General features: G+C 37.1%; 17 protein-coding genes. 9 read left to right on the forward strand and 8 right to left on the reverse strand.

The genetic code is table 11. The annotated features are described in order from the left end of the window. Positions 1–49: 49 nt before the first annotated feature. The 7 genes from CYTFE_RS0117285 to CYTFE_RS0117315 all read right to left on the reverse strand — a co-directional run bounded on the left by CYTFE_RS0117285 (position 50) and on the right by CYTFE_RS0117315 (position 6,433). Entirely contained in the window at positions 50–823 is a 774-nt protein-coding gene (locus CYTFE_RS0117285) for a DUF4405 domain-containing protein (RefSeq protein WP_027472828.1), read from the reverse strand. A gap of 380 nt (positions 824–1,203) precedes the next feature. Next, positions 1,204–1,983, reverse strand: a complete 780-nt coding sequence (locus CYTFE_RS0117290; RefSeq protein ID WP_027472829.1) for a sulfite exporter TauE/SafE family protein — start codon at positions 1,981–1,983, stop codon at positions 1,204–1,206. Beyond that, positions 1,980–2,369, reverse strand: a complete 390-nt coding sequence (locus tag CYTFE_RS0117295) for a rhodanese-like domain-containing protein (RefSeq protein ID WP_027472830.1) — start codon at positions 2,367–2,369, stop codon at positions 1,980–1,982. Before CYTFE_RS0117295 ends, CYTFE_RS0117290 begins: the two co-directional genes overlap by 4 nt. A 51-nt stretch (positions 2,370–2,420) precedes the next feature. Further along, positions 2,421–2,714 (reverse strand): ArsR/SmtB family transcription factor, encoded by a 294-nt coding sequence (locus CYTFE_RS0117300; RefSeq protein ID WP_027472831.1) that lies wholly within the window; start codon positions 2,712–2,714, stop codon positions 2,421–2,423. A 249-nt stretch (positions 2,715–2,963) separates the two neighbouring features. Further along, positions 2,964–3,533, reverse strand: a complete 570-nt coding sequence (locus CYTFE_RS27035; RefSeq protein WP_052343263.1) for a hypothetical protein — start codon at positions 3,531–3,533, stop codon at positions 2,964–2,966. A 168-nt stretch (positions 3,534–3,701) separates the two neighbouring features. Then, entirely contained in the window at positions 3,702–5,072 is a 1,371-nt protein-coding gene (locus CYTFE_RS27040; protein WP_052343264.1) for a sensor histidine kinase, read from the reverse strand. Then, positions 5,069–6,433: a sigma-54-dependent transcriptional regulator gene (locus CYTFE_RS0117315; RefSeq protein ID WP_027472832.1), complete on the reverse strand. Its 1,365-nt coding sequence runs from the start codon at positions 6,431–6,433 to the stop codon at positions 5,069–5,071. Before CYTFE_RS0117315 ends, CYTFE_RS27040 begins: the two co-directional genes overlap by 4 nt. A gap of 253 nt (positions 6,434–6,686) precedes the next feature. Here CYTFE_RS0117315 and CYTFE_RS0117320 point away from each other — a divergent pair, with 253 nt between their 5' ends. The 5 genes from CYTFE_RS0117320 to CYTFE_RS0117340 all read left to right on the forward strand — a co-directional run bounded on the left by CYTFE_RS0117320 (position 6,687) and on the right by CYTFE_RS0117340 (position 14,195). After that, positions 6,687–7,937: an efflux RND transporter periplasmic adaptor subunit gene (locus CYTFE_RS0117320; protein ID WP_027472833.1), complete on the forward strand. Its 1,251-nt coding sequence runs from the start codon at positions 6,687–6,689 to the stop codon at positions 7,935–7,937. Between the two features lie 70 nt (positions 7,938–8,007). After that, on the forward strand, positions 8,008–8,709 hold the full coding sequence (locus tag CYTFE_RS0117325) for an ABC transporter ATP-binding protein (RefSeq protein WP_027472834.1): 702 nt from the start codon (positions 8,008–8,010) through the stop codon (positions 8,707–8,709). A 95-nt stretch (positions 8,710–8,804) separates the two neighbouring features. Beyond that, positions 8,805–11,147: an ABC transporter permease gene (locus CYTFE_RS0117330; protein WP_027472835.1), complete on the forward strand. Its 2,343-nt coding sequence runs from the start codon at positions 8,805–8,807 to the stop codon at positions 11,145–11,147. Positions 11,148–11,208: 61 nt separating this feature from the next. Then, on the forward strand, positions 11,209–13,626 hold the full coding sequence (locus tag CYTFE_RS0117335; RefSeq protein WP_027472836.1) for an FtsX-like permease family protein: 2,418 nt from the start codon (positions 11,209–11,211) through the stop codon (positions 13,624–13,626). A gap of 74 nt (positions 13,627–13,700) precedes the next feature. Next, a complete protein-coding gene (locus tag CYTFE_RS0117340) occupies positions 13,701–14,195 on the forward strand; it encodes a GNAT family N-acetyltransferase (protein ID WP_027472837.1) in 495 nt (164 codons plus the stop codon). Positions 14,196–14,355: 160 nt separating this feature from the next. Here the strand turns inward: CYTFE_RS0117340 and CYTFE_RS0117350 are convergent, their stop codons facing one another. Then, positions 14,356–15,204 (reverse strand): alpha/beta hydrolase, encoded by an 849-nt coding sequence (locus CYTFE_RS0117350; protein ID WP_027472838.1) that lies wholly within the window; start codon positions 15,202–15,204, stop codon positions 14,356–14,358. Positions 15,205–15,490: 286 nt separating this feature from the next. Here CYTFE_RS0117350 and CYTFE_RS0117360 point away from each other — a divergent pair, with 286 nt between their 5' ends. From CYTFE_RS0117360 to CYTFE_RS0117380, 4 genes are all read left to right on the forward strand, one after another. After that, positions 15,491–17,995, forward strand: a complete 2,505-nt coding sequence (locus CYTFE_RS0117360; RefSeq protein WP_081736022.1) for a TonB-dependent receptor — start codon at positions 15,491–15,493, stop codon at positions 17,993–17,995. Positions 17,996–18,006: 11 nt separating this feature from the next. After that, positions 18,007–19,323 carry a hypothetical protein gene (locus CYTFE_RS0117365; protein ID WP_052343267.1) on the forward strand — a complete coding sequence of 439 codons (1,317 nt, stop codon included), beginning with the start codon at positions 18,007–18,009 and terminating at the stop codon, positions 19,321–19,323. Positions 19,324–19,458: 135 nt separating this feature from the next. Next, positions 19,459–20,076 (forward strand): hypothetical protein, encoded by a 618-nt coding sequence (locus CYTFE_RS0117370; protein ID WP_027472841.1) that lies wholly within the window; start codon positions 19,459–19,461, stop codon positions 20,074–20,076. 243 nt (positions 20,077–20,319) lie between these two features. Further along, positions 20,320–23,085, forward strand: a complete 2,766-nt coding sequence (locus CYTFE_RS0117380) for a sulfite reductase flavoprotein subunit alpha (protein WP_027472843.1) — start codon at positions 20,320–20,322, stop codon at positions 23,083–23,085. Positions 23,086–23,102: the final 17 nt, after the last annotated feature.

Consider the following 23,102-nt stretch of genomic DNA (forward strand, 5'->3'; position numbering starts at 1 on the left):
TCATGCATCATCCGCGTTTAATTTGCTTATACAAGGTTAAGCAAGCGATTCATTTGCGATTGTTTGGCACTGAAATAGCTTTCAATTTAATTTCACTTTCTATAAAGTCACGCAAATCATTTAGCTGAAAAGGGTAGCTTTTTCTCAACCTCCCCAATCTTTCATTATTATGGCCATCCGGCACATGTATAATTTTGGCCAGTTCTTGCGCAGAAACATTATATTTTTGGGCCACGTCATTAATGGTCATATTTCCATATATTTCTATTTCAGCGCGGTGTTTATGCTGGTGATTCTCCCGCTTTGGCGGCGTATTTTCATTGAACACAGCCTCCTTCGGTTTATCAATAACAGGCTGTGCTTCTATTCGCTTTTTATGCTGTCTTTCTTCTGAAGAGTAAGCTTTGCCCTTTTCGGAATGCTCTTCATGATTCCAAACATTTTCCTTAATCTCTGGTGTAAGAAAAAAAGGACTGATTCCAAATACAAAAGTAAATATCACCAATAAGACGCTAAGAATAACTCTTAATGCCTTCACAGGCACCATCCTTTTAAATATCCCTACAATTTGCTTCCAATGAAACACAATATGCAACAATAACAGGAATAGCAAAATAAAACTCAATATTAAATGAATCGCTCCCCATTGATGTCGATCCATTCCCCAATAATATAGTTCAACATCGCGACCATATATGGCGTTACGCTTAAATCCAGGAACAAGTACGTATTTAATTAAAAAACCGATACCTGCAATGGGAACCATCAAAATAAACATAAGCATGTCTATCGATAGATTTAATTGGGCTTTATTAATTTTCATATGTTTATAATTTGTTTCTTAATGGTCATATGGAACTCGCCGTGATAATCAACCCCCTGTGTGAGAGATCACTCTCATGGCTCGTTTCATATGATTAAATTTATCTTTCAGCGGCCATATGGAACTCGCCATAATTAATCATCCCCAGTGTGTGAATTACTTTATCATGGCTCGTTTCATAACGATACTTTTATAGTTTCTACAGTACACTCAAAACATGAACATGAGGTCTGAAACATTTCATGATATAAAAATAGTGAGAATATTCTCAATTAAAGCCTTTATTTAAAAAAAGACACAAAAAAATGATAGCGAACGATTTTAATTGGTCGTTAATTTTCTAATGCCTTTTTCGGGACTGCCTTCTCATACGATTACACTTAGTATATAACATTAAAAATCATGATGACAGAAGCAAGCAACTGGGTACCTGCAAAAAGATATTTTAAGTTTTTAGGTTTTGATTTAAGCGCCATTTTAGCCCCTGCAAAACCACCCAAAACTCCGCCCAAAGCTAAAGGTATGGCCATGGAGAAATCAAAGATTCCGGCTTCCCAATGTCCAAAAAATCCAGCTGCCGCAGACATAGACACCAAAAAAGTTGATACACCTACAGCAATATGCATGGGCACATTCATCGTCAACAGCATGAGAGGAACCAAAAAAGACCCTCCCGAAACACCTACCATACCAGATAAAAAACCAGCTAAAAGTACAATGGGTACGGTTACTAATAAATTCACATCAAATGTATCTCCATTGGATGTTAAAGAAACAACCCATTTATAATCAGCCTTCATTTTCTTTTTGGGTTTACATAACATTAGTAATGCAGCAATAAACATTACTACAGCAAAAATTACTTTTAATACCTTTTCATTAAAGCAATGTCCAAAGAAACCACCTGCCATCGCTGATATAAAAATAAATATACCCAACAAAATGGTTAATTTCCAATGATTCATTTTTTGCTTGCTAAATAAAATAGCAGCCATTAATGACGAACACATCAGGATAAACTGACCTGTGGATGCCGATAGGTTCATACCAATACCGGAGAACACAAGTGTGAGCACATAAAAATTCCCACCTCCCCGTCCGGTCATAGTCATAATAAATGCAATGAGCATTATTACGACTGCCAATAACCAAATATTCATTTATTCAATTTTTTATAAAGTTTCCCAGGCATCACAGCTTCCATCAACGGAGGATAGCCCCCAAGAACTATTTTTACCTGTTCATATCCCTTGCTTTTTAGATAGGTGAAAATAATGACAGCCCTTACTCCTGCCGAACAAAAAACCCCAATCAATTTGTCTTTGGGTATTTCATGAATCCGCTGTGGAACTTCATGCGTAGGAATCTCCAAAACTTGAACATGATGAACCAAAGTCAGTTTTATCGTTTCAACTTCCTCTTTTGCCCTTACGTCGAGCAAAACAGCATTTTCTGATGCAAGAAAAGTTTCCGCTTCCATCTTGTGTTGTCCTGTACCAAAATAACGGAAATCCATTTTTTCAATTACTTTTTCTAAATCATGCATAATAAATAATTTCCTATTTGGCGTAATAGCCAAATAGATGTATAAAATTTTTTATTTCTTATTGATGACTTTGATTGCACAGCTCATAAAATCAAGCACACATGGAATCGCTAAACGATAATATACAAAATTCTTATCCTTTTCTCCTTCAATTATTTTGTGTCGTTTAAGAATATCAAGATGCTTTGACATGGTTGAGATATCAATACCCACCTCCTCCGTAAGTTCCTTTACCGACAATTTTTTATCTTTTACTGCATGAACAATAAACAAACGGGTAGGATGAGCTAATGCTTTAAATAGCTCTGCTTTCTCTGCAAATTCTATTTCTATATCCTTATTCATGCGCTTAAATATAATTTTCAAATAACAAGGATCTTACTAGGCTTAAACATCTTCCTGTGTAAGAACGGTATTCTTATGAGTAGTTCATCTAATAAGCATTTTTCTATTTGGCAAAAATACCAAATAGATTTTAAAAAACAAACTATCAGAACCTGCATACACTAAAGTTGAAACTTTATCATAGCGAACAAAGCAAAAAATTTTACGATTTATGTGGGTTGAAGCTGTGCAGCAGATCCAGAAAAAATTCTAAAATATAAATCCAAAAGCCAATCTAAGCCCATAAACAAGCTCTGAGTTCGTTCCTTTATAGGTTTCTGTTTCGCTCGTCATATAATCAACATAGTCAAACTCCTGAAAAGTCCACGAATGCCCAATCCCAAAGGCAAACTCAAAATTAAAATGTTTTCCCAAATTACGTCTTAATCCATACATCGGTAAAACGGAAAAAGAAGGGAATACAGTAATATTCTTAGACCTAATGGCTAATTCTCCAATACGATATCCTAAATGAACTGCCAAATAATTACCACTATTGCCGTCTATTCTTTTCTCTTTACTAATTCGTCGATTTATGTTATAATACAATCTTGGTTCTAAGACGACATCAGGAGTTAATGCCCATTGATCTGAACCATCTATTCCTGTTCCTCCTACCCAAGCGTATGAAAAACCCAGCTCACTTCTCAAAACCAATGCTCTATTGATCCGATATTCATTATAAACAGATAAAGGATAGATACCTATTTGTATTCCAAATAAATTGTTTTCTAAATTATTTTCTTGCCCTTGGCTATTTACCACACTACAAAAAAACAAGCTATTAAGACCAATCTTTTCATTTGTAAAATACTACGTTAATCAATCATTTTGAATTTCAACCTTCCCAATAAATAGACAACAGAGCTGTAACATAATCATTATTTTAATCATCCCAAAATAAAACAAACGACCTATATTCATAAAGTCCTATTCCGCATGCACCCATTAACAAACATCTTCTTTTGGGAACAACATAACGAACCGAGCTCCTAAACCCACTGTTGAATACACTTTTAACCACCCTCCATGCAAGCGCATAATTTGTCGGGATATACTTAATCCGATACCGCTCCCTTCATCCTTGGTAGTAAAAAAAGGAATAAAAATCTCATCCTGGATATCAGCATGAATACCGGGTCCATTATCTTTCACTTCTATTTCTACTTGCTTTTTATCGTTCAAGCGACACTTAAGCTCCAACAAGGGATGATCTTGTTTCTTCAGCGCATAGAATGCATTTTTGATCAAGTTAGCCAGCACCTGAGATATTTGATCTTTATCGGCACTTAACACTAATCCGCGGTCCTCATCGGCACAATGCAAACACATGGTCACCCCTTCTTTTTGATGAATGATCATATGATTCTCCAAAAAGGAATACAAATCAATATTTTCCTTTTTAGGTTTAGGTAAACGCATGAGCGATCGGTAGGACTCCACAAAAGAAATCAATCCCTTTCCTTGTTCTTGTATAACATCTAATCCGCGGATGGTTGTTTCAATGGTTTTATCAGTTACTTGTTCACGAGCAACAGGCATTCCATTTTTCGTATAGAACGAAGCAATGGATTCCGACAGTGATGTTATAGGGGCAATGGAATTCATAATTTCATGCGTCAACACCCTAATTAACTTCGTCCATGAATCCAGCTCATTTTCATCCAACTCCTTATTAATATCCTGGGCAGAAATCAACATCAGCCTTTCCTTTCCTGTTTGAAAAGCTACTGCCTTAAGCAATATTTTAACAGCACTTTGATGTACACCCCCCTTAAAACGGACCACCTTCTGCTCCTTATGTCTTATATTGCAAACAGCACACATAAGTCCCTCATCCACTTTTTTCAATTGCTTGGTATGGGTCAATTGATCCAGTCCCAACAATTGTCTCATTCCGCTATTGGCATCAATCACAAATCCATCTGAATTACACGTTAATATTCCTGTTCCTATATGTTCAATCAAGGCCCTAAAATACTGTTCTTGTTGCGCATTGGCCATCAAAGCATCTTGAATCTTATGATTCAATTTTGCCAATTTATAATTCAACTGCGTAAAAACCTTACTCTTGCTATGAAAAGAATAAACCGAATTAAAATCTTCATTCAAAACTGCATCAAAGAAAAAATTAATATGCTCATGCACACGATTTAAGTACTTCACAAAACTAACAATTGAGTAAATAAGCACTAAAAAACTCAGAATCCCCAAAACCGTATACAAACCCTGATTCACAAAACAGATAACAGCAACTACTGTCAACGCCAGAATAATGAGTATTCGAAATACCAACTGCCACCCAAAATAATTCTTCATGACAAACCGTATTTTTTTATTTTTTTATAAAGGGTCTGACGTGTAATTCCCAGTTCCTGTGCTGCCGCAGAAATATTACCAGGATGTGTATCTAAGGCCTTAGCCACTAGTCGTTGTTCCATTACTTCAATATTTAAAGACCTAGAATCCATCGGATCACCAGCCAGAGGACGCAAATAAAAGTCATCGGGTTTTAACACATGACGATCACTTAAAATAATGGCCTTTTCAATACAGTGCTCCAACTCACGGATATTGCCAGGCCATTGATATTTCAATAGTTTATCTTGCGCCTGTCTGTTTAAGCGGGGCATTATTTTATCATATTTATACGCATATTTTTTCAGAAAGAAATCGGCCAAAACCAAAATATCATTTCCTCGTGCACGCAAAGGAGGAACTTCGATATGTATGGTATTAATGCGATAAAGCAAATCCTCACGAAACAACTCGTCTGCCACCATTTGTGAAAGATTCTTATTGGTGGCACATACCAACCTTATGTCAATAGAAACCGATTCATTGGATCCAATACGCGTTAGCTCTCGGCTTTGCAACACCGACAAAAGCTTGGCCTGCAAATGAATGGGCAAATTACCTATCTCATCCAGAAATAAAGTACCATGATTCGCCACTTCAAACTTTCCACAACGTGCCTCCCTCGCATCCGTAAAAGCACCCTTCACATGACCAAAAAGTTCACTTTCAAAAAGCGTTTCTGTAATAGCTCCCATATCCACCGAAACCATCATCTCATTATTTCGTTTTGACAAACGATGAATCTCACGTGCAACCAGCTCTTTTCCTGTTCCATTTTCGCCGGTAATAAGTACATTGGTATCGGTTCGTGCAACCTTCTGCACCATTTTTAGAACATACATCAACTCAGGCGACGAACCAATCATAAATTTTTCATTCGTATTCATCTCCCGCTTTAACTCCCTTTCCTTTTGCTTAAGATGATTCACCTCATGACGAGAAAAACTCAATTGGATGGCTGATTGAATGGTAGCCAATAGCTTGGCATTTTTCCAGGGTTTTAAAACAAAATCAGTTGCACCATTTTTAAGGGCTTTCACTGCCAGTTCCACATCCCCATAGGCAGTAATCAGAACCACCGAACAAGCCGGTGACTGATCTTTTATTTCTCGCAACCAAAATAAACCTTCGTTACCTGTATTGGCTCCTGTCTTAAAATTCATATCCAACAAAACCACTTGATAATCGTGTTTTTGCAACTCCGATATCAACTGATTAGGCGAAGAAAGACATTTTACATAATCATACTGAGCAGACAACAAAATATCCAAGGCACTTAATATACTTTTGTTATCATCAACAATTAATATATTTCCCTTCATCTCGTTAAAAAATTTATTCCCAAATGTATAGCAAGCCCCTCGTATAGACAAATGACTGTAATTTATTTTTACACTCGTTTGTAAAATAAATTAACACACCCTTTTTCTTAAATTTCCTATAACGCTCACATATAGCCACTTATAAATTTGGCATCACTTTGGTTTATCAGCTAACCTGAATTATTCATGAATGTTGGTAACAGCAGATTTATGAATAGCACAGGTTAGAAATAAAAATGATCAATGGATGTCAATGGATAAGATTATAGAAAAGAAAAAAGGCCTAAAAAAGAAACACATCCTCTGGGGCATAGGAGCTCTCCTGTTTGCAACATTAATGGCACAAATAGTATTGAACAGTGGTGAAACCATATATAAAACCGAAAAAGACAAGTTGACCATTAGTACAGTCACCCACGGACTATTTAATGATTATATCACAATCATAGGACAAGTAGAACCAATCTCCACCATATATCTGGATGCCGAAGAAGGTGGAAAGGTAGTAGAAATATTTATAGAAGAAGGTGAAATGGTAAAAAAAGGAGATATAATACTTCAACTTAAAAATACCGATTTAAACACTTCCATCATGAATAGTGAATCACAATTGGCCTATCATGCCAACGAAATGCGCAACACACAAATTCTAATGGAGCAACAACTGCTTACCAACAAACAGCAAAAACTGCAATACGACTTAAAAGTGATTCAGACCCAAAGGCACTATACACAATATAAACAATTTTTTAAAGATGATCTGATTGCCCGAAATGACTTTTTAGAGGCGAAAGAAAATTACGAGTTGGCATTAAAAGAACAAGAATTAGCATATCAAAAAATGATTCAGGACTCCATTTTCATGTCACTTCAGAAGGAACAAATGGATGTGAGTTTAAATAATATCCAACGCAGTCTGCAAATGGCACATGAAAGACTAGATAACTTACACGTAAAAGCGCCTGTGGATGGCCAGCTAGGTTTGCTGGATGCAGAAATTGGCCAATCCATTAAACGGGGACAAAGTCTGGGTCTTGTACATGTACTCACCGATTATAAGATAAATGCCCAAATTGACGAGCATTATATCGACCGTGTAAAACGCAAACTCAACGCTTCCTTTCAAAGAAATAATGAACATTATGGTTTAAGTATAAAAAAAGTATATCCCGAGGTAAGAAATGGTCAATTTAAAGTAGACTTCATTTTCAAGCAACAACGCCCCAACAACATTCGAACAGGCCAGACCTACCATATCAAATTAGAATTGGGACAGCCCACACAGAGCATTATAGTTCCCCGAGGCGGATTTTTTCAAAGCACTGGCGGACAATGGGTTTTTGTACTTAACAAAAATGAAACAGAAGCAGTAAAACGCAACATCAAGATTGGCAAACAAAACCCCGCCTATTACGAAGTATTAGAAGGTTTAAAAGATGGTGAAAAGGTAATTACCTCGAGCTACGAATTATTCGGAGACAATGACAAAATAGACTTACAATAAAGTAAAACACAATAAAAAAAGCGACTATGCACGCTTGCAAATTATTATCTTGTTAACCAAAAACAAAAAAATGATAAAAATAGAAAAGCTAAAGAAAATATTCCGCACCGAAGAAATTGAAACTAGTGCGCTGAACAATGTGAATATCCATATTAACAAGGGTGAATTTGTGGCCATTATGGGTCCTTCGGGCTGTGGTAAGTCTACACTCCTAAATGTGATAGGACTGTTAGACAACCCAACAGAAGGAAAATACTTATTTGACGGAGAAGAAGTAGGGCAATTAAAAGAACGGAACCGCACCAAACTCCGCAAAGGAAACATTGGTTTTGTATTTCAAAGCTTTAACCTAATTGATGAACTCAATGTGTTTGAAAATGTAGAATTACCGTTGATCTACCTAAAATACAAAGCCAAAGAACGCAAAGAAATGGTAGAAGAAGTACTACATCGAATGAAGATAGGACACCGTCGCAAGCATTTTCCACAACAGCTTTCTGGAGGACAGCAACAACGTGTGGCCATCGCTCGTGCGGTAATCGCCAACCCAAAACTAATATTGGCTGATGAACCCACAGGTAATCTGGATTCAAAAAACGGACAAGAAGTGATGAAACTACTCACCGAATTAAATCGCGAAGGAACCACCATAGTAATGGTAACTCACTCCATGCGCGATGCAGACTATGCTCACCGGGTAGTCAACCTATTCGACGGACAAGTGATAACCGAAGAAATGAAAAAAGAAATTGGAGACATCGCCTTGATGTAAATGGCTCCAACATTCTCAATGTCATTCAAAAAAATCAATTTACAAACATCCTTCACATGGTTACCAGTACGAAAAACACTTACTAAACAAACAGAATGACTATTTTTAAACAATACCTACGAAATTTCTGGAGATATAAACAAACGAGTATTTGTAGTATCGGAAGTTTAAGTATCGCCATGGCCACCACACTGATCATTGGCTGGTGGAGCTTACATGAGTTCAGTGTCGATCAATTTAACCAAGACAAAGACTCCATATATCGCATTTGTCGAGCCGGATACATAAATAATGAGTCTATTAAAATAGGCTCTTGTTACGGAAAAGAAGCAGCAGCGTTTAAACAAAAATTTGCAGAAATACAAGAAGTAGTCAGGGTAGTCAATCAATTTGAGGCTAAGTTACAAGTAAACCAAATAAAAGGCAAAGATGTTGTATTTGCTGTTGATTCAAATTTCTTTCATTTTTTTACGTACGATTTAATAAGAGGCGATAAAAACACCTGTTTGTCGTCTCCTTCATCCATAGTAATTTCAGAGAAAGCACAAAAAAAATACTTCCCAAATGGGAATTGTATGGGCGAGATAATCACCTATGAAGGAAAAACTTGGACGGTTACGGCTATTATGAAAAATGTGCCTACCAACTCCCATTTGCAGTTTGATCTTCTGGTACCCATTACCGGAATACCGAGGATCAACCAAGAACAATGGGGAGGCAATGATATTTACAAGACCTATATAAAACTAGCACCCAACACCTCTATACCCTTACTCGAAAAAAATATGTTAAAGGTACTTCATCAGGCAATACCTCCTTTTAGAGAAATACCCATTGAATATAAGCTACAGGCCCTCACCGATATCTATTTCGACACCCAATATTTTAGGTTTGATTCAGTAAAAAAAGGTGATAAACGATTTTCATTTATTTTGTCGTTTATGGCCTTGGCCATTTTATGCATTGCATGTATCAATTTTACCAACTTATATATATCCACTTCATTCCTTCGCGCCAAGTCCATTGCCATCAAAAAAAGCAATGGAGCCACTCAAGTGCAATTGATTTTTGAATTTTTCAGCGAAACTTCTTTGTACGTACTATTATCGTTAGTGATAGGCTTACTCTTAGCCATTAACCTTTTACCAGTATTTAACCAACTGGTGAATTCACAAGTAAGCTTCCATCTCCTGAGTCCAAAGCTCTATGTGTTTTTAGGCCTTATAGGCCTCATAACCATGCTACTTGCAGGTGCATTTCCGGCATTTTCACTTTCAAAACTCAATATAGTGAACACATTAAAGGGCAAAAGCGCCAACAAAGTATTCTCTGGCTTTCAAAAAAGCTTAGTGATCATACAATTTGCCGCCTCCATCGTACTGTTAATAACGATGATAACCATTAAAAAACAAGTATACTTCATGCAGCACACAAGCCTGGGTTTTGATCATAATAACATCATCTACTTAAGCACTGCTCAAGATATTTCTAGTCATTACCAATCATTCAAGCAGAAATTAGAAAAAAGCCCCTATATAGCACAAGTAAGTTCCAAAAGCTGTTTGCCAAACGAATGGAAAACAGGAAGTGCAGTATCAGTTCCCGGCTCTTCAAAGGATCCATATATAATGGAGATTTGTAAAATTAAGGCTAACTATTGGGATGTATTGAAGTTTAAAATAATTCAAGGAGAAGATATAAGCAGGCACGACGAAGGCAAGAATTATGTGTGGATAAACGAGAGTGCCGCTCAAGTATTGATGCTTGACGAACCCATCGGTAAAAGCATTACTGTGTATGATGAACCCATGATCATTAAAGGCGTTCTGGCCAATGCAAAAACCAAATCATTGCACAGCAAAACAGATCCTCAGATTTACATACCCACAGACACAGTAAAATCATCCTACCCTATACTAATTAAAACAACAGGTAATACACCCAAAGCCCTTAAAGCCCTGAAAAAACAATGGTTGACATATAATCCAAACCTTGATTTTGAATATCATTTCTTGGATCAGACCTACTATCAGCTATATGAGCACGAGATAAAATCAGGACAAATGGTCACATGGGGAATGATGATTGCCCTATTGATCACCAGCACAGGCTTAGTGGCCTTAACGCATTACACCACACAACGCAGAACCAAAGAAATAGGCATACGTAAAGCCAATGGAGCTAAAATACATGAACTTGTTTGGATGCTGATAAAAAGCACCTTGCAATGGGTGATCATAGGCTTTATCATAGCTCTTCCCATCGGTTATTATATCGCCCATGATTGGCTCCAAAACTTTGCCTATACAACCCCACTAAGCTGGTGGGTATTTGCCTTGGCCGGAGTCATCACCTTAGCCATAGCTCTACTCACGGTTAGTTGGCAGAGCTGGCGTGCAGCCACAAAAAATCCGGTGGAAGCATTGAGGTATGAGTGATATAATTAACAAAATGAAAAACGATTACACAGCACAGGACTAAAATAAATAAACAAAACTAATGATGAAAAAAAAGAAATATAACATTGCTAATTCCATTGGTATATCTCTGGCCTTTATGATCACGGTTTTCACTGTTTCAAGAATTAGCAATGAACTCTCTTATGACAAATTTCACACTCAATACAAATCTATTTATAGGATAATATGTGACAAAAACGAAGATAAAGACGGTGAATTTTCCTGTCGAATATCAACTAAGTACAATCAACCACTATACGATAAATTCACTGATATTCAAAGCATAACAAAGATTATACCTGCACAACATCTTATCCTCATAAGTGGAGACGAAAAATTTTATCCTACAAAAGTATTTAAAACAAGTCATTCGTTCTTTAAAATGTTTGATTTTCCCATTATATATGGGAGCAAACAGAACTTATTTGACAACGCCAGAGAAGCTGCCATAAGCCGTTCTGCCGCCAAAAAATATTTTGGAACAGAGAATGTGACTGGAAAAACATTGCAAATAAAAACACAATGGCAACAAGAACCAATCACGTACCAAATCATGGCTATTCTGGAAGATTTCCCTACCAATTCACATTTTAAAGCAGAAATCTTATTGTCTTATCCAGAAGAAGAAATAAAGACCGAAGATAATTTTGCATACACTTACTTGTTACTGAAGAAGAATTGTAAAATCGACCATTTTAGTTCAGCACTAAATCACTATTGGGAAGAAAAAACGAGAGCAAACGAAACAAAACCTAACTTCCTTTTACAACCGTTACAAGATATTCACTTGAAAAGTAATTTATGGGATGAATTAGAACAAAATGGAAGTATAAATACTTTATTTGTACTACTATGCGGGGCCATTGTTGTTTTTTTAACAGCACTCATTAATAGTTCAAACCTCAATTATATTAGATTTACCATAGACCATAAAGAATATACAATTCGCAAAATAAATGGGGCTTCTTTTTTTAACATTGCAAAAATCGTCATTAAAAAATCATTATACCAAACGTCAACAGCCATCATAATTGGAACTATCATTATCTGTTATATATCCTACTCAACGCCTTATTCATTTCTATTTTCCAGCCCTATCAAATGGATCACAATCAGCGCTTTGGGATTCTACCTTTTGTATGCAGCGATTTCATTTTTACCTCTCCTATCTGAAAAGGTAAAGAAAAACTTCTATGGTGAACCCACATATGGCACACAAAAATTTATTTATCCCACCATCTTTCAGATAGCTTTATCCTCCTCAGCCATTATATTTTCAATCATTATTTTTCAACAAATAAAATTAATTGGGAACCTTCATCCTGGAAAAGAAAAGGAATCCATTATAATTATACCCAATGTTCCATACAAAGCTATCGGACGTTATGAAACATTCAAGTCTAACTTATTACAACATTCTGTAATAAGAAACGTTAGTGGTTCATTACTTGAGCCAGGGGCCATACTTGCTTTTAATTGTCCTTATAGCCTGGATGGTGCTCCCTGCGACCCAACAAAAAAAATAAACCTACTTTCTATAGACAAAGATTTCTTTTTATTGTTTGACATACAACCCATCGCAGGAACACTAGACATGGGAACAACTTCCTGTTACGAATGGGAAAATATAGCTATTAAGGCAAACAATGTGCAAACAAAAAACATAGAATACGTGAAGATTCTAGAAAAATACAACCAAGAACATGGACGCCATATAGAAAAGTATGTGATCAATAAAGAAGCTTTAAAATTATTTAACATACAACAAGCCATTGATGCAATAGGTAAACAATTAAAACCCGAATTTATAGCTCCATACCTACTACCCAAAGGTGAAATCATTGGGGTAATTGATGATCTTCATTATCAAAACATATTTTCAAAAGAACAGCCCATCGTTTTGACTGCAAAAAAAATCATGAATAGCACCTTTATAATAAAGATAGATCCTCATCGAAAAAAAGAAGCTTTACAAGTAATAAAAAAAGAATGGTCAAAAATAAACACAGAATACCCTATTGATTATCAATTCTTACCAGATTTATATTACAAAATGTACCGCAATGAATACCAGGAAAAAAATGCAATCATGATCTTTTCCTGTATATCCATTCTAATATCATCCATCGGCATGTATACACTATCATCCTACAGCACTCTTCGTAAAACAAAGGAAGTGGGCATACGTAAAGTCAATGGAGCCGACTCCTACCAGATTATAGTTCTGCTATTAAAAGAATATACGAAATGGATCTTCATAGCATTAATCATTGCTATCCCTATCTCTTATTTATGGGCCATTCAATGGCTCCAAAATTTTGCCTACAAAACAACGCTCAATGGGTGGATATTTGCCTTGGCTGGAGTCATCACCTTAGCCATTGCTCTACTCACGGTTAGTTGGCAAAGCTGGCGTGCAGCCACAAAAAATCCTGTGGAAGCATTGAGGTATGAGTGAAACCCCAATACGATGCTAAAATATGCTCATTTATATATAAAGAATCTTACTTTTGCTTATTTATAAGCTGGTGTATGAAATATGTTCGTTGGTTGTGTAATTACTTATTAAGAATTATAAATTACTTATTTCCCATCCCTTGGCAAGTACATTCTTTTAATAAAAAGAAGAATATTGCAGGCCAAAATCAAGATGGCATCCAGATCCATGCCCTTTTTGCTAAAAGAAAGATTGCTGGATGGGTATGGTTAACCATTGGCCGGTATTATTCTGCCGATCATTATCCCTACGGAGTCATTTATTCTTTGGGAGTAGCAACGGTGTTCAGACGCCTCGGGATAGGAAAAACCTTAATAGCGCAATGCCTTCAGCTGGGAAAAGAAAATGGGCTTAAAGAATTAGTAGTGCTCGTATTGAACTCCAATAAAAGGGCTCTTCTCTTTTATAATAAGCTAGGATTTAAAGATGCCCAAAAAGGATTATATCCAGAGCAATACTCTCTTGAAACATCCCTTTTTCCCAGTACAAATTACACCGTTTTAGTCATCTCTACTCAGCACAAATCATAAGTTATTTCCGATATAAACATGATCCTCTCTAACCTGATTCAACATCATATGAAACAAATTAAAAAACACATTCTTTAAGCCAAAAAATGTATTACGAAGTACCAATACATCGTTCTGATTCTGCAAGTGTAATTTCATGCACAATCCAGTATGATTGTCATTAGCGAATAGTTCTTGACAACCACTTTTCAGCCAATGCAGGCCATGTTTGAGCAGCCACATTACCTGGTCGCAAACCATAGCCATGACCACCTTTCGATATTATATGAAGATCAACAGGTATTTGATGATCTCTCAAAGCTTTTGTAAACACCAGTGGACTATTTCCATACCTATCATCCGCTGTACCAAATATAAAAAATGGAGGTGTTTGCTCTGTGATATCCAATTCGGGACTTAAACTATTATTCAATCCTTCATCCAAATAAGCAGGATAAATCAACAAGGAAAAATCAGGACGACAAGATAGACTATCCAACGCTTCACTTTTCGCATAAGTATCTACACTAAAATGAGTTGATGCTCTAGCACATAAGCTTCCTCCGGCAGAAAATCCCATAACACCTATTCTATCAGCATGAAGCCCATATATATCAACTTTAGACCGAACCACTCGAATGGCCCGTTGAATATCAATCAATGCAGCCTCCCTTTTTTTTGGTATCCTATATTGCAATACAAAGGCAGTGTAACCCAGTTTATTTAACCATTCTGCAATCTCATATCCTTCCTTGTCCACTGCCAAAATAGAATACCCTCCGCCAGGACAAACAATGATGCCTGCACCGCTACCATTGGCCATTTCCGGCTCAAAAATTACCATTGCAGGATCAGTAATCTGCGACAATCGAAGTACATTTCCTTTATCATTATCACTCACCACAGCTGCACCTTTGGGCAAGGGTTCGTTTGGAACCTCTCCGCTCCATAAACGAATGGTGTCTCGCTCTTGACCCATCAAACTCGTAAAAATCAAAAGCACTATTAAAGTTAAATAAATATGTTTCATTCAATATCCTGATTCATTCAATAAATGTATACACCTACAATAATGACATATTTTATACATTTAATCAATAATTAGGACAAGAATATCACTTCTTAATAATAATCAGATAAACATATTTAAGTCTGCTCCATTGCAATAGCAAGCTACGTATCTCTTTATGCAGCATGCAATCAGCTTCCTCCTCCCCACTATTAGCCATCACCACCACTTTCGTATATGACTGTTTTACAGACACAAAGACCTCCATTCATATTGCCCATCACTTGAGCATCATTACTATTAGGTAATGAAATACCTATTTATTGGGATTGATCACTCTGAACCACTCCTTTACTTTTGCCCTAACTTATTTAGATTGATTCTACAAATCACCATGATCGCAATGATGAAGAACCGGATGTACTACCTACTCTTACTGTGCTTACTTGGCAGTGTGTTTTGCTTCAATATACAGGCACAAAACAAGCCTTGTGTCGTAAAAGGAACCATTCTCAATCAAAAAGGATTACCCATATCATTCGCAACCGTTGCCATTAATAACACAGGAAATGGAACAGTGACTGATGCCCAAGGCACTTTTCAGCTAGCAACCCAGTTCGATGGCAAAGCAGGCCTTACCATCCGAAGCATGGGATACAAACAAAAGACCATAACCATTAACCTCAAAAAAGGTAAGAACATAAACATATTCGAAACACTGGAAGAAAGCACTCAGGACATCGATGAGATAGTGGTAAGTACCAAAAGCAAATCTACACTCATCAAACAAAAAGGTTTCGCTGTAAACACAGTAGAAACCAAAGGCGCTAGTTTACAGAGCGTACAATCCAATGAACTTTTAGATCGGATGGCAGGCATTCAGGTGAAACAGGAAGGAGGACTGGGTTCCAGGCTTTCCTACAACCTCAATGGCTTAAGTGGAAATGCAATCCGTTTCTTTATCGATGGCATCCCCATGGACTACTTTGGACCTTCCTATTCTTTAAGTAGCATTCCGCCTTCCTCCATTAACAGAATAGAAGTCTACAAAGGCGTAGTACCCGTAAAACTAGGCAATGATGCCTTGGGCGGAGCGGTCAACATTGCCACAAAAGATGATGCCAAAAACGGATTAGATTTTTCCTATTCCATCGGCTCTTTTAATACCCATCAGGCATCTATCAACGGAGTTCGAAGAGATAACAAAACAGGATTCACTATTAAAGGAAATGCATTTTACAATTACTCCGACAACAACTACACGGTTAAAGATGTGGAAGCCTACGATGGCGATCCTGCTCTTGGAAGAATCAAACGGATAGATGCCCAACGGTTTAACGACGGATACCTATCCTATGGCGGAAAATTTGACATTGGTTTTACTGGTAAAAAATGGGCCGACAAGCTCTTGTTCAATTTAGTATTCTCCCATATGGATAAAGAAATCCAAACGGGATCAACCATGGAAGTAGTATATGGTGAACGAGAATATAATTCGTCTACCATAGCTCCAGGCATTAATTATATCCAGTCCAACTTCTTAACCGAGGGATTAGATATCAACTTATTTACGATGTATTCTCATTTAACACGTCAAATTGTTGATACTACCTCTCAGGAGTACGACTGGAGCGGACGTATACACAGTGACATTATTGACTATACAACACCAGGAGAAGCAGGTGATCCCACATTAAACGAAGACATAGAAACCAGTTTAATCAATCGTATAAACATCACCTACCAGCTAAACCACCAACTAAAACTTGGTGCTAATTACATCAGAACCGACTTTAACAGATCAGGAGACGATGTACTATTAACGCTCAAAGAACGAGAACTACTAGATGACAAAGGCTACATTAAAAATGTGGCAGGTCTGACCGTTGAAACGAATGAACTCATCCCTGGTCTCACATCTTCATTTTTTATAAAATATTACAACCTGGATGTGAACGCCTTATACAGAAATTCAGACTTCAACAATGCCATTGAACAGGAACATGTAAAAAATAATTATAAAAACACAGGCTTTGGTATGGCCTCATCCTATAAAATATTCAAAGATTTTATAGGGCAGTTTTCGATCGAAAATGGTGTCCGACTGCCAGAGTCTGAAGAAATATTTGGCAACAACACAGAAAATATCACCACCAACTATAACCTAAAACCCGAAAGAAGTTTGAATGCCAATATGGGCTTTAACTACAGCACCTCAGCCATCAACAAACATTACTTATCGTTCATCACAAACTTTTTCTACCGAAATACAAAGGACATGATACGTCAGGCCAACTCGGTGAGTGATGAAGATTACGCCTTTGAAAACTTAGATGATGTCTTAAGCACTGGAGTTGACTTAGACCTCAACTACATGTACAACCGAAAGCTAAGCATTAAGATGGCCATGTCTGTATTAAACGCCAGATTCAACACACAGTATGATGAAAATGGTGCCGCCTATTCCTACTATAAAGACAGACTCCGAAATGAACCCTATTTTCATTTTAACTACGGCATAAAATATTCATTGGAGAATATCATATTCAATCATAGCCAAACCAATATTTCTTACGGCGCAAAATACATACATGAGTATTTCAGGAACTACTCCAGTAGTGGTTCTGCCAATAAGGATATGATTCCCTCTCAGCTTTCGCATAATGTCGGCATTAACATTTCTTTTCCACAAAAGAACTATTCCATAAGTCTGGATGCAAAAAATATTTTCAACGAAACATTATACGACAATTTTGCCCTGCAGAAACCGGGCAGAGCTATTTTTTTTAAAATTAATTATTCAATTCATTAATATTTATCATCATGAAAACAAAACCATTTAGAACCTTTGCATATGCAGCCCTATTGGGATGTCTAATTTTAAATAGCGCATGTAGTGACGATGAGGACGCAGCTGATAAAGAAGATGATTCCACAAAAATTTATACCCTGGCTCAGGAGATCAACAATGGAGACAATACAGCCACAGCATATTTGCAAGGCTTTACAGACCTAACAACCGGTACAAATATCAATGTGGCCAGCAATGGTTTCGAGATACAGTCAACCAATGCAGCCCGTTTATTTTCTGTAAACGATGGGTTCATCTATAACATGGACTATGGTAGCGCAGATATTTCCAAACTTTCGGTGGGAACAAACACCAACTTTTCTATTGAAGACGAAGCCGCTGCAGAATATGCCATAGGCACTGCCTTCCCACGTTGGAAAGCAGTGAGCAGCACCACTGCCCTCATGCACAACGTATCTACAGAAACCATAACAGACCAAGATGGTAATTATGTGGAGGAAGTAGCAACAGCCCGTATTATGTCAGTGAATCTGGAAGACCTTTCTTTTGGTTCTATTCAGGAGTTTACAATTCCCAAAAGTACAACGGATACAGAGAACGATTTTTACACCTTTCGGATTGACGCACCCATTGTTTCTGGGAATAAGGTCTATTACGGGATGCAAAGATATCAGTATGATGCCGATGGAAACCGCATTGGAGGAAACCATCTAAACATACAAACCATGGTACTTGATTACCCTTCGTTGGAGAATCCGGTGCTGATAGAATCAACTATCGACGGTGTCGTAGGGGCTACCAATGGATACAGAACTCCTACCATGCACCTCAGTGAAAATGGAGATGTATATCAACTAACTGGCGCAGGTCCTTTGGTTCATAAGGTGGAAGGAAAAGATACACACTTTTTAAAACTTAGCAACGGAGATTACGACAATAGCTATTCATTTAATCTGAATGAGGCACTCAGCAGAAATATAGCCTCTACAGGATGGTTCTATGCCGGTGATGGCATTGGCTATGTCACCTACTATGATGTGGACGAATACAACTCAACAAGTGGAGATTATGAAAACATTTACTGGGGTGTAGCAAGGGTAGATCTGATCAATAAAACAGCCATCGAGTTAAATGTTCCAACCGGCTTATACCTACTGGAATACCAAAATGTAGTGATTGAAGATGGAAAAGTTTATATGGTTCTTGCGCCCATCGGCGGTAGCGGAAACGTATATATTTTTGATACCACCTCTGAAAGTGCCGACGGATTTGAAATAGGAGCCTCGGTGACTACAGGTGCAAGTTCATTTTACATAGGTGTGTATTAGCATTTTGAGAAGATACACACATTTTTGATTATAAAATAAAAAGACATGAAACGAGCCATGATAAATACTTCACTCACAAAAAAATGAATCACTTAGGCGAGTTCCATATAACCATTAAAAGATAAATTTAAACATATGAAAAATATTGTGATCATATCCATGCTTGTATTAAGCATGCTGGCCTGTTCTTCAGAGAAAGGCAAAAGAGGACCTGATTATGCTGTCGTGAAAAAAGAACTAGGGTTAAATGCTGAACAAGAAAAACAGTTTGACAACATAACCGAAGCGTATCAAAAAAAACGTGAAGAAACATTTGCTGCTGCTCGATCTGCCGGTAACATGAACAGAGAAGCAGTGATGGCACAGATGAAACAGATTTTTGCAGACCAAGGGGAAGAAATCCATAAGATATTGAATAAAGAACAATTCGAAAAATATGCTGATTTTATGGAAAACAATATCCCTGGTAAAGCTGGTTACACAAAAAAAATACTGGCTCAAATCAAATCTGAACTCCAACTGACCGAAGAACAATATGAAATAGTGCTGGCTGTTGATCAAGCATTTGAAAAATCATATGTGAATGCCCACGATAAATATCACGGCGATCACAAAGCAGCCAAAGCATATTGGATGCAATTTGACAAAAACCGTAAGGATGCCATTAAAAATATCCTCAACGAAGAACAATACAATCAGTATTTAAAAATTGTACAAGAGGTTAGCTTTCGTGGAGAACACGGAAAACAATAATATCTTATTATTATTTTAACTACTTAGTCCACCCCAAAATCTATTCATATTTTTAACCCGTAAAATGCCTTTGAAAATCTATTACGAAGTTCTAATGCCTCATTCGGGTTTAATGAATAGACTTTGGGGGATATTGCTTTTCTTACTTATGTATCAAGATTTTGTTGCAGCAAACGAGTCTATCATACAAAGAAAAGTTAAACACCTACAGTACAAACTTTTAACATCCATGCCCCGAAAGTGATGAACATTCCACCCTCCATCAAAAAAACAATATACAACCTGCATTTATATTTAGGTTTAGCAGCCGGATTAATTATATTTCTAGTTTGCTTAACAGGTGCTTTATATACCTTCAGAACCCAAATAGAAAATGCCATCAACTATAAAAAAGTTTATATAGAAACAAGGGATCAGGCCTTTATTTCTTTAGACAGCATTTCGTCAAGGCTTCATCAACAAGGACTCCATATAAACAGCATCACCAATTACAATGCTAAAAACAGGAGTATTGAAGTCCATTATAGTTCGATTGAAGGAGCAAACGCAGGAATGTATTTTATAGATCCCTATTCGGGAGATATATTAGGCAAACGAAATACATCATTGGGAAATATTTTCAGCCTCATACTATCCTTACATAAAAACCTATTGATAAACAACATAGGCAAAACAATCGTGGGCATATCCATTTTAATATTTGTTTTTATGCTATTATCTGGATGGATATTATGGTTTCCCAAAAGATGGAAAGGACTAAGAAGGGCACTAACAATCAAAAGAAAAGAAGGAAACTCCAGGTTTATTCTTGATTTACACAATGTTTTGGGATTTTACTTTATTCCTGTAATGCTTTGGATATCCATCTTAGGTCTGTATATATCCTTTCCCTGGGTTAAAAGTGCACTGATTGTTGCCCTAGGTGGAAATCCGGTTATATCACAAAGTACCGGAGACGAACGTGCTCAGGTAAACAGTGAACTTTCGGCATCCTTTGCAGAATCTCTGGCCAAAATCATGGCACAAAAAGAAGATGCGAAAGAGGAAACTCCACAGCCCATCATCTCTTTAGATAGTATTACACGCATTAGCAACAAACTACTACCCTACCAAGCTATTACCACCATAAAGCTACCGGATAAAGACAATAGCTGGATAAGCGTAACAAAAATAAACCGTGAAAACGTTTTAAACGCTTTACTTCCAGACCTTATTGAACTCAACAAAAAAGGAGAGCTCAAAAACATGGAACTATTCAGAGACAAGTCCCTCAGCGAACAATTTATTGCATTGTCACTTCCCATGCACACAGGAGAAATATTAGGCTGGCCAAGCTTAATACTCTATTTTATAACCTGCTTGGTAGCAATGTCATTACCGGTTACCGGAACCTGGCTATGGTATAAACGCCTCAAAAACAAATGGAGACTTCAAATGCCAGCCAAATCACATACGCAAACAAAAAAGACACATAAAAATATTCAAGACAATTGGTTAATAGCCTATGCCAGCAAATCCGGAAACTCAAAATTAGTCGCTCAAAAAGCACAACAGCATTTTTCAGATCACGGAATACGAATAAAATGCAAAAGTATATCCAAGGTTGATCTGACCACCATACCCCACCTCGACAAACTATTTATAGTCATCAGTACAGATGGAGAAGGCGTTCCGCCTCCATCGGCCAATGCTTTCTTTCACTATCTGGATCATGACACACCTAACTTAGACAAGTTAAATTATGCAATATGTGCACTGGGTGATTCCTCCTATGCATATTTCTGTCAGGCAGGTAAAATGCTAGATACCAGACTCTCAGCACTAGGAGGCACAGCAATATTATCGCGAGTAGACTGTGATACAGATTTCGCAAAACCAGCTACGGCCTGGATCAAAGAAGTAGTAGCAAAAACTAATCACAACGAGTACAACAACACCCTATCAAAGGATATAAAGATAAACGCTATCTCCGAACAAGTTGCAAGGATAAAACAAGTACAGCCCATTACCAATGGCACTTCTGAGAAACCCTGTTATCATCTTGTTTTACAAACACATGATAGCCTCACCCATATAAAACCTGGTGATTCTATTGAAATAAAACCAGAAAATCCACATTGGATTGTAAAAGCGTTGGGTGAAAAAATAGGCATTATGACCGCAACCCCTTCTTACATGTATTTACAAAAGAATGTAGAGCTAACTTCGGTTTCAGAAAAAACGGCCCGCCGCTATTGCGAGGCATCAGAAAATCAGGATTTAGCAGCATTGCTTAACAATCAGCACAAAGCCAAGCGCTATTTATCAAAGGCTAATTTTTTAGATCTTTTAAATGACTTCCCTGCCCACCTGGATTTTCAGAAGCTAAAAGAGATCGCTCCCAGCATTAAAAATCGTTATTATTCGATTGCCTCGTGCACAGAAACCTATCCTAACGAAATACACCTCACAGTTAAGGCTATCCGCTATTTATTTAACAACAGCATACACGAAGGAGCCGCATCCATACAGATAACAGAAAAACTAAAGGAGGGAAATACATTAACATTCAAACACTACCCCAATTTGGAGTTCAGGCTTCCCCAACAAGATAGCCCGCTCATTATGATTGGTGTAGGCACCGGCATTGCACCATTCCGAGCCTTCTTACAGAATTATCAACACAGAAATATTAAAAATAAATGCTGGCTTATTTGGGGCGACAAGAACCACGCCTGCGATTATTTATATAAAGATGAACTTCAACACTTTAAAAAAGAAGGAATACTGCAACGCATGGATCTTGTTTTTTCACGAGACGGAAATAAAAGACAACATGTACAAGATCTATTACCCATTCATACCAACGAAATAATTAACTACTTATCGCAAGGTGCCCATCTATATGTATGTGGCTCCATGAAAATGGCCGCCGATGTAAAACATACCCTAACAGCATTACTCACCGGAACATCAGAAGATATGGACAAACTCATGCAAGAAGAACGCTATCATGAAGATGCTTATTAAATATATTTCATATCAAA

This window comes from Saccharicrinis fermentans DSM 9555 = JCM 21142 (genome assembly GCF_000517085.1).
Lineage (GTDB): Bacteria > Bacteroidota > Bacteroidia > Bacteroidales > Marinilabiliaceae > Saccharicrinis > Saccharicrinis fermentans.

Coding starts and splice junctions, on each gene's coding strand:
- CYTFE_RS0117285 (WP_027472828.1), bottom strand. CDS start 823: ATGAAAATTAATAAAGCCCAATTAAATCTATCGATAGACATGCTTATG.
- CYTFE_RS0117290 (WP_027472829.1), bottom strand. CDS start 1,983: ATGAATATTTGGTTATTGGCAGTCGTAATAATGCTCATTGCATTTATT.
- CYTFE_RS0117295 (WP_027472830.1), bottom strand. CDS start 2,369: ATGCATGATTTAGAAAAAGTAATTGAAAAAATGGATTTCCGTTATTTT.
- CYTFE_RS0117300 (WP_027472831.1), bottom strand. CDS start 2,714: ATGAATAAGGATATAGAAATAGAATTTGCAGAGAAAGCAGAGCTATTT.
- CYTFE_RS27040 (WP_052343264.1), bottom strand. CDS start 5,072: ATGAAGAATTATTTTGGGTGGCAGTTGGTATTTCGAATACTCATTATT.
- CYTFE_RS0117315 (WP_027472832.1), bottom strand. CDS start 6,433: ATGAAGGGAAATATATTAATTGTTGATGATAACAAAAGTATATTAAGT.
- CYTFE_RS0117320 (WP_027472833.1), top strand. CDS start 6,687: ATGGATAAGATTATAGAAAAGAAAAAAGGCCTAAAAAAGAAACACATC.
- CYTFE_RS0117325 (WP_027472834.1), top strand. CDS start 8,008: ATGATAAAAATAGAAAAGCTAAAGAAAATATTCCGCACCGAAGAAATT.
- CYTFE_RS0117330 (WP_027472835.1), top strand. CDS start 8,805: ATGACTATTTTTAAACAATACCTACGAAATTTCTGGAGATATAAACAA.
- CYTFE_RS0117335 (WP_027472836.1), top strand. CDS start 11,209: ATGATGAAAAAAAAGAAATATAACATTGCTAATTCCATTGGTATATCT.
- CYTFE_RS0117340 (WP_027472837.1), top strand. CDS start 13,701: ATGAAATATGTTCGTTGGTTGTGTAATTACTTATTAAGAATTATAAAT.
- CYTFE_RS0117350 (WP_027472838.1), bottom strand. CDS start 15,204: ATGAAACATATTTATTTAACTTTAATAGTGCTTTTGATTTTTACGAGT.
- CYTFE_RS0117360 (WP_081736022.1), top strand. CDS start 15,491: ATGAAATACCTATTTATTGGGATTGATCACTCTGAACCACTCCTTTAC.
- CYTFE_RS0117365 (WP_052343267.1), top strand. CDS start 18,007: ATGAAAACAAAACCATTTAGAACCTTTGCATATGCAGCCCTATTGGGA.
- CYTFE_RS0117370 (WP_027472841.1), top strand. CDS start 19,459: ATGAAAAATATTGTGATCATATCCATGCTTGTATTAAGCATGCTGGCC.
- CYTFE_RS0117380 (WP_027472843.1), top strand. CDS start 20,320: ATGAACATTCCACCCTCCATCAAAAAAACAATATACAACCTGCATTTA.